Below are 12,453 nucleotides of genomic sequence, written 5' to 3' on the forward strand. Positions count from 1 at the left end.
AAGGTTTCAAGCAGCGCAAACTGTGATCCGAACGCGCCTTTCAGGATCAGCCCGAGCACCGAAAACGGGTTCGCCCCCGCGATCATCGCCAGCAGGGACGCAATCATTACGGTCGCAATAATTGCAATCACAGGCGGTGTGATGCTGCGCGCCAAAGACGGGTTGGCGATGGGTTCAAGACGCATGGGCAACCTGCGCATCAAATCCCTGACCCGCCATCCAGATGCCCAGTTCCGACGGGGTCATGGTGCCACGGGCAAAGGGCGGCGACAAACGCCCGCCGGAAATGACGTGAATAACATCTGATAACCCCATGATTTCGTCCAGATCCTCCGAGATCAACAAGACAGCAGCCCCGCGATCGCGCGCCGCCAAAAGCTGACTATGCACATAGTGCACCGCCCCGATATCAAGACCGCGCACAGGCTGATTGGCCAGCACAATCTGGGGATCAGCCTCAAGCACACGCCCAAGGATCAGTTTCTGCATATTCCCCCCCGACAGCACCCTGATCCGAGTGTCGGGCCCCGGACAGCGCACATCATATTTTTGAATGATATCAGTGGCAAACGCCCTTGCCTTTGACCAAGACATCCAGCCCCCCTTGCTGAATGGCGCATTTGAATACCCCTCAAGGATGGTATTTTCGGTCAGGTCAAAATCGCCGATGGTACCGGTCTTGTGACGATCTTCGGGAATGCGGGCGATGCCGTTTTGCACAGCGATCCTTGGCGACCACTGTTTCAAGGGGATGTCGCCTAGCACCAACACCCCTTGCGACGGCATACGCATCCCGCCCACCACATCGGCCAGCGCCGCTTGCCCGTTGCCAGACACACCCGCCAGCCCGACGATTTGTCCCGCTTTCAACTCAAGCGAGACGGACTTTAGTCCGGGCATATTAGCGATCGAAGGTGTGCTAACATTTTTAAACGAAAGCAAAGGCTTGCCGGGGTTTGACACAGCAATATCAGGCGCTTTGGCTGCTGTACCCATCATCAATGATGACAGCGCATTCTTATCCGTATCGGCCGTTTTGGTTTCCGCCACCAGCTTGCCGTGGCGCAGCACGGCGACACGATCGGAGATCGCCATAACCTCATGTAACTTATGAGAAATAAAGATGATCGATAACCCGTTCGCAATCGCCAGACGCAAGGTGGCAAACAGATCGTCTGCTTCTTGGGGTGTCAAAACCGCCGTGGGTTCATCAAGGATCAGGATCTTCACATCACGGTACAGCGCCTTGAGGATCTCTACCCGCTGACGTTCCCCGACGGTCAGGCTGCCGACCCGTGCCGAGGGGTCAACCTTCAGATTAAATTCATCTGACAGTGATCTGATTTTATTGTATATTTCTGACTTTCTTAAACGTACATTTTTCAGTGACTGCACGCCAAGCGCGATATTTTCCAGCACCGTCAGATTGTCGGCCAATGTGAAATGCTGATGCACCATTCCGACACCCGCATCCAATGCAGCGCGCGAATTGCCCGGCGGCAGGGTTTGGCCGAACACCTGAACCGATCCGCTGTCAGCAGTATAGCCGCCGAACAGGATATTCATCAGCGTCGTTTTTCCTGCGCCGTTTTCACCCAGCAACGCCACGACCTCTCCACGGCGCAAGGACAAGCTGATCGCGTCATTCGCGACCAGCTTGCCAAAGCGTTTGGTGATGGCGTCAAGGCTTAGAACGACCTCTCTGGTGCCATTCATGATTTAGGACGATGTGGGTTCGGAATCGTTGATCTCTACCACGAAATCGCCTGACATGATCTCGGCCTCGCGCTTTTTCACAAGCTCAAGCGCTGCTTCGGGCACCTTGCCTTCGAACGTGCCCAAGGGGGCCAGGACGGTGCCGCCCTCTTTCATAAACGAATACATGCCATAGTCCGCAGCGCTGAAGGTCCCTGCCTGCACCTCTGCAATCGCTTTGTCCAAGGTTGGTTCAAAGTTCCAGATGGCCGACGCAACCACGGTTTCGGGGTATTCGGCTTGGGTGTCGATCACATTCCCAATCGCCAGCACGCCTTTTTCCTTGGCCGCATCCGATACGCCAAAGCGTTCTGCATACAGCATATCCGCCCCGTTTTCGATCATCGCAAAGGCGGTTTCCTTGGCTTTGGGTGGATCAAACCACGACCCGATAAAACTGACCTGAAATTTGATGTCCGGGTTCATTTCCTTGGCACCGGCCATAAAGGCATGCATCAGGCGGTTAACTTCGGGAATTGGAAAACCCCCGACCATGCCGATATTTCCGGTCTCGGACATGGAACCTGCAATGATACCAGATAGATAAGAGGCGTCTTGAATGTAATTATCAAAGACTGCAAAATTCGATAGCGCTGCATCTTCTTTGAAGCTGGACCCCATGAGGAACGCAATCTCGGGATAGTCCGCTGCGACCTCGCGTGCCTCTTGCTCTGCGCCGAAAACTTCGCCAATGATTAGCGTATTGCCGGCCTCGGCGTATTCGCGCATCACGCGAGCATAATCAGTATTGCTGACGTTTTCCGAATAGACATATTCGATATCGCCGCGTTCTTGGGCCGCCATCGCCGCCTTGTGAATGCGGCTGACCCATTGCTGTTCAACGGGCACGGTATAGATGCCCGCAACCTTGACCGGATCCGCAGCTAACGCAGGCGTGCCAAGCGTTGCCGCAACCAAAGCCGTGGCTGCCGTGGTCGCCATAAAGCCGCGCCGGCTCAGTGAACTGTGTGTTTTTTTCATCAAAGTGACCCCCTGTGGTGTTTATTTAGGCAGATCGTGCTTTGTATTCGGGGGACCGGTCAAGTGTTCTTTTACCAAATGGTCAAGTCACCCCGCAGCCACTGCATTTGGATTTCGATCACAGCGCCACCTGCCTATATTTCAGGCAAGCCCGATGGTGTGGCTGGGGCAAAGGTCAACAAGACCTTGCCGAACGCGCCAAAATCGGCGTCAAAAACGCTGCCGGGCGTGGCTTCTATCGGTCGGATAAACGATCCTGAAAGAACGACGTCGCCTGCGGCCAGCCCCATCCCATAGGCTGCAAGCCGTTGAACCAGCCAGACAATTCCCATCACCGGATCATCCAGCACACCTGCGCCAAGGCCTGTTTCCTCGACCACACCGTCGCGCTTGACCACGGCACCGATCCACCGAAGGTCATGCGCGTCTATCGCATGACGCTCGCGCCCCAGAACTATGCCTGCATTTGCGGCATTATCGGCCACAGTGTCAAAGATCACCCGCGCCGTACCAGTCGCCGGATCAGCACGCAGCACGCGGGTATCAAGAATCTCGAGCGACGGTGCGACATAATCTGTCGCGGCAATCACGCCGTCACGGGTGACATCCGCGCCCGAAAGGTCCGATTTCATCACGAATGCAATCTCGGCCTCGATCCGGGGCTGGATGAACCGGCCCTTGGGCACAGTGTCGCCCGTTTGAAACAGCATATCATCCAACAGAACACCGCTGTCAGGCGTGGTGATGTTCAACGCTTGTTGCATTGCGCGGCTGGTTAGACCTATCTTCCAGCCAATAATTTTAGCACCCGCAGCACGTTTCTGTGCCACCAACGCAGCCTGCACGGCATAGGCATCATCAAGGGTTATGTCGGGAAAAGCGAGGCTTAGCAGACCGCATTGCTGGCCCGAGATTTCGGCTTGAAACAACATATCGGCGGCGGCTGTGATCTGGTCAGGCGTCATTCGTCGATCACTCCGTTGCGCAAGATACCGATACCTTGGGCCTCGACTTCGACCACGTCGCCCGGGACCAGCCAGATTGGCGGATCGAACCGTGCGCCCGCGCCTGTGGGCGTGCCCGTCACGATGATATCGCCCGGCACCAGCGTCGTGAAGGTCGAGATATACGCGATCTGGCGCGCAACCGGGAACAGCATCCGGCCCGTGCGGTCCTTTTGCCGAACGTCACCGTTAACCCGCGCCTCAAGACCGACATCAACGATCTGATCAGGGTTGGTAAACGGCACCAGCCAAGGCCCCATTGCCCCTGATCCATCCCAATTCTTTCCTTGTGTAACGTTGAATTTTGCGTGCCGGACCCAATCACGTAAAGTACCTTCGTTACATAGGGTTAGGGCCGCTATATGATCCAACGCATCAGCTTGCGCGATGCGCCGCCCGCCTTTGCCGATCACGATCGCGATCTCGCCCTCATAGTCCAGCTGAGGCGTCTCGGGGGGCCGTGTCAAAGGGGTCTCGTGGCCGACAAAGGACCTTGGAAACCGGATGAACAAGGACATGTTCGGCGGCGCGTCCTGTCCGTCTTTATATTCGGCATTGCGATCAGGAAAATTCACCCCGACGCAGATGATTTTTTCGGGGTTAGGCACGGGGATATCCCAGCGAAAACATCCGTCGGGATGGCTAAGCGCCCGACCCTTCGCTGCATCTTCAAGCGTTGAAAACCCATCGTTCTCAATAACATCTCGTAATGTCTTCCACTGTGGAAAATCATCTGACAGCCCAATCATACCACCGTCGGCGACGGCACCGTAGTGCTGCCGACCGTCCGCTGTGAAGGTTGCAAACCTCATGTAAGGGTCCCCCGTATTTCGTCGATCACCTGCGCCGCCATCATCACATGATCGCGTGTCGTATCAAACTGTCCCACTTGAAAGCGTATGACCTTGGCCCCCTCGTGCATGCCTTGCGTGATATAGATGCGCCCGTCGTCGTTGATCGCGTCAACCAACCTTTGCTGCATGGCATCGTCACCGGCACAGCGGAACGAAAACAGGCTCAGGATCGGCTCTGTCACGATTTCGAAACCGGGCATGGCGCGGATCACCTCGCACAGTTCGTGCGCCCAAAGCACATGGTTGCGGATGCGCGTGCGCAACCCTTCCAACCCATAGCTGCGGATCAGGAACCACAGCTTCAGCGCCCTGAACCGACGCCCCAACGGGATCGTCCATTCGGAATAATTCGTCACCTCCGCGCCCGAGGTTTTCAGGTACTCAGGTTCGATTTTCAGTGTGTTGATCTGCTCTTGCGGGTTCTTCAGGAACTGGATCGAACAATCAAACTGCGCGCCCAGCCATTTGTGCGGGTTGAACACGATGCTGTCAAAACCTTCGACCCCGCCCCAGAACTGCGCCCGGAACTCGGGACAGATCATCGCCGATCCGGCCCAAGCGGCATCCAGATGGGTATAAAGCCCTTCCTGTGCGGCAATCTTGAGCACCGGCACCAGATCATCAGAGGCCCCAATGCCGGTGCCCCCTGTTATCGCTATGATCCCGGCGGGCATATACCCTGCCGCGCGGTCCTTGGCGATCCGGGCGGCCAGTTCATCGGTATCCATCGCAAAATGGCCGTCGCTGCGCGTGCCGATCTTGACCAGATTGTCCTGCCCGATGCCCGCCACCCAACACGCGCGATCAATCGAGGAATGCACATGCGTTGAACAATAGATGCGCAAGCGCCCCTGCCCGTTTAACCCCTCGCGGTTGCCGCGCCACGCCGTCGCGCGTTCGCGCATGGTCAGCACAGCAGACAGCGTCGCCGACGATGCACTGTCTTGGATGACCCCTGAGAACCCTTCAGGCAGCCCCATGGCCTGACGCAGCCAATCGACCATCACGCCTTCCATTTCGGTGGCCGCAGGCGAGGTCTGCCAAAGCATGCATTGCGCCGCCACCGTATTCACCAACATTTCGGCCAGCATCGACGGCGGTGCGGCGTTGGCCGCGAAATAGGCAAAGAAGCGCGGATGCTGCCAATGGGTCATGCCGGGCATCACGATGTGCTCAAAATCGCCCATGATGGCATCCATGCCTTCGGCCCCCTCGGGCGGGGATTGGGGCAGTTGTGCGGTGATCTCTCCGGGTGCTGTTTGGGCACGTACCGGACGATCGGCCAAGGTCTTGTGATAGTCAGAACCCCAATCGGCGATGCGCTTGGCCCAAAGCGTGTATTCATCCCAATTCATGGCGCAACAATCGGTTGGGCGTTCAGGTCGCTTTCCATGATGTCTGTCCCTTCAAAAGTTGATCCCAGTTCAAACCAGCTACGCGGTGCTGCAGCGCCCCACAAGGTTTGGCGCTGCGGGTCTTTCAGATCCCATTTGATCGGCTCCATATCGGGGTCGATTGTTTGATAGTCCGAGCAGTAAATTTCGGTCCGGTGCCCATCCTGATCGCGGATATACAGGAAGAACGCGTTAGAAATACCGTGCCGCCCCGGCCCGCGTTCGATGTTAGTCACATAGCCTGTCGTGCTCATCAGATCGAGCAGGTCAATGATGTTCAGAGGCGTCGGCACCCAGAACGCAAGGTGATGCAGGCGCGGGCCGGTGCCGTTGGTAAACGCCACATCATGCACGCCGCCCTTACGCTGCATCCACGCGGCCCATGTGCGGCCGGTTTCCTCGTCTGCGGTGTATTCTGTGACGCGAAACCCCATGTCGCCATAGAACTGTACCGATGCGTCGACGTTTGGGCTGAACATGTTGAAATGGTCGATGCGAAGAGGCTTAACCCCTTGGTACAGCTTGTATTTTTGGTGGATCGACGGCAACCGATCCATCTGCGCGTAAAATTCTAACGGAATGCCCATAGGATCACGGGTCGACAACACGCGGCCCATAAAGGGGCGCTGGATCCATGCGGTTGGCAGATCGCGGGATTTGAACCATGCCTCGGCGCGATCCAGATCATCCTCGCTCCAGACCTTGAACCCCAGCACGCCCACCGATCCGGCATCGGCTTTTTCCAAGATCACACAGTGGTGGCCGCGTTCCTCCATGGCGCGCAGATAGATGTGGGTGGCGTCCTCGTGGGTGACTTGCAGGCCCAGGGTGTCGACGTAAAACGTGCGGCTCCACGCCAGATCGGTCACGCGCAGTTCAACGTGGCTAAGGCGGACAATGTTAAAGGGCGGGTTCAGGTTGGCGGCGGGAATTGGCATGACTTGTCCTTTCAGGCACCCAGACGGGAGATTTTGTGCTGGCCAAGGGCAAAGGCGACGTTTTTCTGCTCCATATAGAAATCGAACGACCATTGCCCGCCGTCACGGCCGATCCCGCTGGCTTTGGTGCCACCAAACGGCGTCGGCAAGTGGCGCACGTTTTCGGAATTCACCCAGATCATCCCCGCCTCAAGCGCCTCTGAAAACCGCAAGGCGCGGGTGACGTCGTTGGTCCAGACATAGCCGGTCAGACCGTAATCGACATCATTGGCGATTTGCAGGGCCTCGTCTTCGTCTTTGAACCGGATCGAGGTGAGGACAGGGCCAAAAATCTCCTCCAGAGATATCCGCATGTCGGGCGTTGCATGGGTGAACAGCGTGGGCTTCACGAACCAGCCTTTGCCCGCTGGCGCGTTACCCCCTGCGGCCACGGTGGCACCGTCTGCGCGCGCGATGTCGAAATAGCTACACACCTTGTCGAAATGCACCTTGTGGATCAGCGGGCCGACTTCGGTGGCGGGGTCCAGCGGATGGCCGACACGGATGTTGTTCACACGCTCGATCAGGCGCGCCTCGAAATCATCGGCGATTGTGTTTTGCACCAGCAAGCGGCTGGAGGACGTGCAGCGTTCGCCATTCAACGAATAGATCATAAAGATCGTCGCATCCAACGCGCGGTCAAGATCCGCATCGTCGAACACCACGACAGGGTTCTTGCCGCCCAGTTCAAAATGGCAGCGTTTCAGGGTATCGGCCCCCTGTTTCATGATCATCGATCCGGTTTTTGACTCTCCCACAAAGGCAATAGCCTTGATATCAGGGTGTTCCGTCAACGCGCGCCCTACGTCTTCGCCCATGCCGTTCACCAAATTCCAAACGCCAGCAGGTAGCCCTGCCTCGTGGGCAATTTCTGCCAGAATGCGGGCGGTCAAAGGGCTGAATTCGGCGGGCTTGTGCACGATGGTACAGCCCGCGGCCAAGGCAGGCGCGATCTTCCAGGTGGACAGCATGAACGGCGTGTTCCACGGCGTGATGACACCGACTGGGCCGATCGGGCTGCGGCTGGTTACGTTCATATGGCTGTTGGTGGGTAGCGATTGACCGTCCCGCGCCATCGGAGCCATATCGGCATAATAGCGAAAATTCTCGGCCCCGCGCAGGGCGGCCTTGGACATGAACCGGAACGCTTGGCCCGTATCCCAACATTCGCAAAGCGCAATTTCATCCGCCCGTGCGACGATCCCGTCGGCGATCTTGTGCAAGATCTTCTTGCGCGCGGCCCCGTCCAGCGCCGCCCATGCGGGAAACGCCGCCTTGGCCGCTTTGGCAGCCGCGTCGATGTCACCCGCAGTGCCCTTTGCAACGGTGCAAATCAGGCTTTCGTCGACGGGCGACCTTGTTTCAAAACTTTCCAGACCTGCAATATTTTGACCGTTGATCAGGTTCAAAATACCTTTCTCGCGGTATCGCGCTAGATGGGTTTCAAGCGCGGCAAGATGGGTGGTCAGATCGGTCATCGTAAATCCTTTGACAGATATTGGCGGATTGAACTGGATTTGGGGCTTAGCGCGGGGTCGATGTCGCGCATCTCCATTGACAGCATCAAGGATGTGCTTTGCATGACTGGCGCGCAGAATGTTTCGAGTGTTTGGAAAATCGCTGCGGTTGCCGCCTGTTTGACAGCGTCCGTGCGCCCTGTCCGCAATCGGACCGACAGATCAAGGAACGCATGATCCGGGTTGCCGTCAGCGATCACCACATGGGTGCAGGCAGTGGCGCGCACACGGATGCCCGCAACGGGGAACACACCGGTATCCGCAGCGCATTGCGCGACAGCCCGGCAAAGCGCTGCAACATCAAGCCGCGCCTCAAGATTGGGCGAATAATCGATCTGAAAATGTGGCATAGCCCCCCGCTACATGCTCTATTTAATTGACATGTTAAGCAAATTACTTAACATGTCAATTAAATTCCTAGGCCGGATGACATCGATGACGGACGATATTTCAAAGCTGACCCAGACCGCCCGGTCGTTGCCCATCGCCCTTCTGCGCGCGCGCGAAACGGTGATGGAGCCGTTTCGCGAGATGCTGGGCGTCAGCGGGATCAGCGAACAGAAATGGCGGGTGCTGCGGGTGGTGTCGGAATCCGGCCCGACCGAGCAAACAGCGATTGCCAGCGCCGCCTGCCTGATGCTGCCCAGTCTCACGCGCATCCTGACGGCGATGGAAAAAGACGGCCTGCTGCGCCGCCAGCCCGACACCCAAGACCGGCGCAAATCCATCGTAACGCTGCTGCCAAAAGGGCAAGCCTTGATCAAAGATCACGCCAGTCGGTCCGCCAACATCACAGCCGATCTGCAAGACCGCTTTGGCGCGGAGAAAATGGAACGACTGCTTGATTTACTTCAAGAGTTACATGAACTTGACCTGACCCCGAGATAGCGTGCCAAAAGGCGCTATTCCTCGCGGAAAGCTTGGTTTAGCTGGTCGCGCAAGGGCTTGAGCAAATAGCTGAGCACGGTGCGGTCAGTGGTGGTGATATAGGCCTCGACCGGCATGCCGGGCACCAGTTGCAGGTCCGCCAGCCGCGCCAGTTCCGCTTCGGGCACGGTAATTTCCACCCCGTAAAAGCTTTGACCCGTCACATCATCCACCGAGGTTGTTGCAGACACATCATGCACGCTGCCCAGCAATTCCGGCGTGGTGCGCTGGTTAAAGGCCGGAAACCGCACCTTGGCAGGCTGCCCCACATAGACCTGATCGACCGAAGCCGGATCAATCCGCGTGCGTATGCCGAACCCTTCGCCCTGCGGAATAATCTTGAGGATGGTGCCCCCCGGCGGAATGACCCCGCCGATGGTCGTAAACGCCATCTCGTGAATGCGGCCGGTGTTGGGCGCGCGGATCGCCACACGGTCAAGCTGCTTTTCGGTTGATACGATCTGCTGGCGCAGTTCCTGAATGTTGGTCGTGACCTCGCGTAGTTGGGTCACGACTTCTTCTTTCTTTTGGCGCGCGCCTTGCAGCAATTCCAGTTCGGTATCGCGGACCGAATTCTGAATGCGTGCCAATTCGGACTGGTGTTCGGCAATCTGCCCCAGCAAATCCGCCTGTGACCTTTGCAGCGACAAAAGCTGGCTGGACCGCGCAAGCCCCTTGTCAAAAAGCGTTTTCTGCGCGCCCAACTCGTCTTCCAGCAGGGCAAGCTGCTGTTGCTTGGCGTCGATCAGGGCATTCACGCCGATGGTCTGGTTCTCGAACTGGCGGATTTTCTCGTCCAGCTGTTCTTTGCGGCCTTGCTCGAATTCTTGGCGGGCCTCGAAAATCTCGGCTTGGCCGATCTGGTGCAGGGCAAAGTCGACATCGCCGATCAGCAGATCAAGGGGCGCGCGCGTGATGGTCGCCGCCTCGCGTTGTTCGGCAACCAGCCGATCCTTCAGCGCCAGCACCTCGGACAGGCGCGTGCGGTAGATCGACAGGTTGGCCAGCAGATTGGTGTCATCAAGACGCACCAAGACATCACCTTGGGTCACAAAATCACCATCGACCACGCGCAATTCGTCGATGATGCCGCCGTCCAGATGCTGCACGGATTTGGGGCGGCCTATCACCTCGACGCTGCCCGACGCGATCACAGCGCCACTAATCTGGGTCGTGGCCGCCCAAAACGTACCGCCCCCCAAAAGGGCGATCGTCGCAACCACGCCAAGCACACCAGTCCAGCGCAGACCGGTGCGCAGTGTGGGGCCTTGGTTGGGCAATGCCACCATCGGTCAGACCTTTTCCTTGGGCAGCCCGGCAACCGGACGCACAGATTTTTGCAAGACATCTTCCTTGGGGCCGAATTCGGCGATACGCCCGCCGTGCAGAACAAGCACCTTGTTCACTGCGGCGATGGCCGAGGGGCGGTGCGCCATGACAACAACCGTGCTGCCGCGTTCGCGCAAGGCCATGATCGCCGAAGACAAGGCATCATCGCCCGCCGCATCAAGGTTCGAATTCGGCTCGTCCAGCACCACATAGCGCGGCATGCCATAGACGGCACGTGCAAGGCCCACGCGCTGCAACTGCCCACCGGACAGTTGAGCACTGTCAAAGCCCAAGGACGTGGCATAGCCGTCCGGCAGTTGCAGGATCATGTCATGGACGCCCGCAATACGCGCCGCCTCGATCACCGCATTGTCATCTGCGTCGGGGTCAAAACGGGCAATGTTGTCGCGGATTGACCCTGCGATCAGCTCAAGCTTTTGCGGCAGATAGCCCAGATGACGCCCCAGATCCGTATCAGACCATTGCGCCAAGGTGGCACCGTCAAGGCGGACTTCGCCGTGATCAGGCTGCATCGCGCCCACCAGAATGCGCGCAAGCGTCGATTTACCCGAGGCCGACGGCCCGATCACGCCCACGGCATCCCCCGGTTCAAGCTGGAAGTTGATCATATCCAAAATCGGGGGGCGTTCGCCTGCGCGCAGGCCGGGCACATATTTCGTCACCCCTGCCACCGTCAATTGCCCCTTAGGGTCAGGCATATTGATCCGCGGCGGCGCTTTGGGCGCGTCAGCGAATATTTTATGCAGGCGTTTATGCGCCTCATGGGCACGCACCACATTGCGCCACTGGCCAATTACCGCATCCACCGGGGCCAAGGCGCGCCCCGCAATGATCGACGCCGCGACAATCATCCCCGCCGAGATTTCCTGCTGCAAGGCAAGATACCCGCCCAAGCCCAACAGCGAAGATTGAAGCAGCAGCCGGAACGCCTTGGACGCGGCGGTAAAGCCTTCGGCGCGGTCGCCGCCCACCTGCCCCACGGCCAGACCTTCGCGGTGCATGCTGTCCCACCGCGTTGTCACACGCCCCGCCATGCCAAGCGGCACCAAGCTTTCGGCATTGCGCCGGCTTTGTTCGACGAAAAAACTCTCGGAACCGTCCATGCCCATGGCCTTGGCGTGGTGGTTGCGCGTCGTCCACTGGTTGGCCAACGCCAGCGCCGCCACCACGACCAGCCCCGCCACCGTCAGCCAGCCCAGCCAGACATGCACGACAAAGACAACGCCCAGATACAGCGGTATCCACGGCAGGTCGAACATCCCCAACATGGCCGGTCCGGGCAAGAACCCCCGCACCACCGACAGGTCATTCAATGGCCGTACCGTCACAGGCTTTGCCAAAAGCGCCGACCGCATCCACAGATCATGCGCCGCAGGCCCCACCGCCTGATCCAGCCGGTACGCCGCGCGCGACAACAGCCGCGTGCGCAGAAAATCATACAGCCCCAGAAACAGGAACAAGACCACGACGATGCCAAACAACGCCTGTAACGTCGGCAAGGATCCCGAGGACAAGACCCGGTCGTAGACCTGCAGCATGAACATCGGCCCGGTCAGCATCAGGATATTCACCGCAGCGCTGAAAAACGCCACCATCACAAAGGTCCTGCGCAACCGCCCAAGGGCGTGCTTGTAGATCGTGCCCACGGCTTCGGTATCATTCGCCATTCAGATCGGTCCCTATCGCAATGCGCC

General features: G+C 58.3%; 11 protein-coding genes and 1 pseudogene. 1 reads left to right on the plus strand and 11 read right to left on the minus strand.

Annotation, left to right across the window (positions count from 1 at the left end):
• The 9 genes and pseudogenes from ABYT07_RS01155 to ABYT07_RS01195 all read right to left on the minus strand — a co-directional run.
• A pseudogene (locus tag ABYT07_RS01155) lies at positions 1-185 on the minus strand (ABC transporter permease); the annotation flags it as partial.
• Positions 175-1,716 carry an ABC transporter ATP-binding protein gene (locus ABYT07_RS01160; protein ID WP_372988776.1) on the minus strand — a complete coding sequence of 514 codons (1,542 nt, stop codon included), beginning with the start codon at positions 1,714-1,716 and terminating at the stop codon, positions 175-177. The pseudogene ABYT07_RS01155 and the gene ABYT07_RS01160, both read right to left, overlap by 11 nt.
• Positions 1,717-1,719: 3 nt before the next feature.
• Entirely contained in the window at positions 1,720-2,736 is a 1,017-nt protein-coding gene (locus tag ABYT07_RS01165) for a BMP family protein (protein WP_372988777.1), read from the minus strand.
• 134 nt (positions 2,737-2,870) lie between these two features.
• Complete coding sequence (gene hpaH, locus ABYT07_RS01170; protein ID WP_372988778.1) at positions 2,871-3,701, minus strand: 2-oxo-hept-4-ene-1,7-dioate hydratase; 831 nt, start codon at positions 3,699-3,701, stop codon at positions 2,871-2,873.
• A complete protein-coding gene (locus ABYT07_RS01175) occupies positions 3,698-4,552 on the minus strand; it encodes a fumarylacetoacetate hydrolase family protein (RefSeq protein ID WP_372988779.1) in 855 nt (284 codons plus the stop codon). The genes hpaH and ABYT07_RS01175 overlap by 4 nt, the downstream gene beginning before the upstream one ends.
• Positions 4,549-5,949 (minus strand): aspartate aminotransferase family protein, encoded by a 1,401-nt coding sequence (locus ABYT07_RS01180; protein WP_372988780.1) that lies wholly within the window; start codon positions 5,947-5,949, stop codon positions 4,549-4,551. Before ABYT07_RS01180 ends, ABYT07_RS01175 begins: the two co-directional genes overlap by 4 nt.
• Positions 5,946-6,926 carry a 3,4-dihydroxyphenylacetate 2,3-dioxygenase gene (gene hpaD / locus ABYT07_RS01185; RefSeq protein ID WP_372988781.1) on the minus strand — a complete coding sequence of 327 codons (981 nt, stop codon included), beginning with the start codon at positions 6,924-6,926 and terminating at the stop codon, positions 5,946-5,948. The genes ABYT07_RS01180 and hpaD overlap by 4 nt, the downstream gene beginning before the upstream one ends.
• Positions 6,927-6,937: 11 nt before the next feature.
• Complete coding sequence (gene hpaE / locus ABYT07_RS01190; RefSeq protein ID WP_372988782.1) at positions 6,938-8,443, minus strand: 5-carboxymethyl-2-hydroxymuconate semialdehyde dehydrogenase; 1,506 nt, start codon at positions 8,441-8,443, stop codon at positions 6,938-6,940.
• Positions 8,440-8,832, minus strand: coding sequence for a 5-carboxymethyl-2-hydroxymuconate Delta-isomerase (locus tag ABYT07_RS01195; protein WP_372988783.1), 393 nt, complete (start codon positions 8,830-8,832; stop codon positions 8,440-8,442). The genes hpaE and ABYT07_RS01195 overlap by 4 nt, the downstream gene beginning before the upstream one ends.
• 85 nt (positions 8,833-8,917) lie before the next feature.
• On the opposite strand from ABYT07_RS01195, the gene hpaR reads away from it, so the two are divergent.
• Positions 8,918-9,370 carry a homoprotocatechuate degradation operon regulator HpaR gene (gene hpaR / locus ABYT07_RS01200; RefSeq protein ID WP_372988784.1) on the plus strand — a complete coding sequence of 151 codons (453 nt, stop codon included), beginning with the start codon at positions 8,918-8,920 and terminating at the stop codon, positions 9,368-9,370.
• Between the two features lie 14 nt (positions 9,371-9,384).
• On the opposite strand, the gene ABYT07_RS01205 is transcribed toward hpaR, so the two are convergent.
• Entirely contained in the window at positions 9,385-10,698 is a 1,314-nt protein-coding gene (locus ABYT07_RS01205; protein ID WP_372988785.1) for an HlyD family type I secretion periplasmic adaptor subunit, read from the minus strand.
• Positions 10,699-10,701: 3 nt separating this feature from the next.
• Complete coding sequence (locus tag ABYT07_RS01210) at positions 10,702-12,426, minus strand: type I secretion system permease/ATPase (protein ID WP_372988786.1); 1,725 nt, start codon at positions 12,424-12,426, stop codon at positions 10,702-10,704.
• Between the last annotated feature and the right edge of the window lie 27 nt (positions 12,427-12,453).

This window comes from Sulfitobacter sp., assembly GCF_041552635.1.
Lineage (GTDB): Bacteria > Pseudomonadota > Alphaproteobacteria > Rhodobacterales > Rhodobacteraceae > Sulfitobacter.

Bases quoted from the DNA above. Each gene is read 5' to 3' on its own strand.
- ABYT07_RS01195 (WP_372988783.1), bottom strand. From the start codon at position 8,832: ATGCCACATTTTCAGATCGATTATTCGCCCAATCTTGAGGCGCGGCTT.
- ABYT07_RS01160 (WP_372988776.1), bottom strand. From the start codon at position 1,716: ATGAATGGCACCAGAGAGGTCGTTCTAAGCCTTGACGCCATCACCAAA.
- ABYT07_RS01180 (WP_372988780.1), bottom strand. From the start codon at position 5,949: ATGAATTGGGATGAATACACGCTTTGGGCCAAGCGCATCGCCGATTGG.
- ABYT07_RS01165 (WP_372988777.1), bottom strand. From the start codon at position 2,736: ATGAAAAAAACACACAGTTCACTGAGCCGGCGCGGCTTTATGGCGACC.
- ABYT07_RS01210 (WP_372988786.1), bottom strand. From the start codon at position 12,426: ATGGCGAATGATACCGAAGCCGTGGGCACGATCTACAAGCACGCCCTT.
- hpaD (WP_372988781.1), bottom strand. From the start codon at position 6,926: ATGCCAATTCCCGCCGCCAACCTGAACCCGCCCTTTAACATTGTCCGC.
- hpaE (WP_372988782.1), bottom strand. From the start codon at position 8,443: ATGACCGATCTGACCACCCATCTTGCCGCGCTTGAAACCCATCTAGCG.
- hpaR (WP_372988784.1), top strand. From the start codon at position 8,918: ATGACGGACGATATTTCAAAGCTGACCCAGACCGCCCGGTCGTTGCCC.
- ABYT07_RS01175 (WP_372988779.1), bottom strand. From the start codon at position 4,552: ATGAGGTTTGCAACCTTCACAGCGGACGGTCGGCAGCACTACGGTGCC.
- hpaH (WP_372988778.1), bottom strand. From the start codon at position 3,701: ATGACGCCTGACCAGATCACAGCCGCCGCCGATATGTTGTTTCAAGCC.
- ABYT07_RS01205 (WP_372988785.1), bottom strand. From the start codon at position 10,698: ATGGTGGCATTGCCCAACCAAGGCCCCACACTGCGCACCGGTCTGCGC.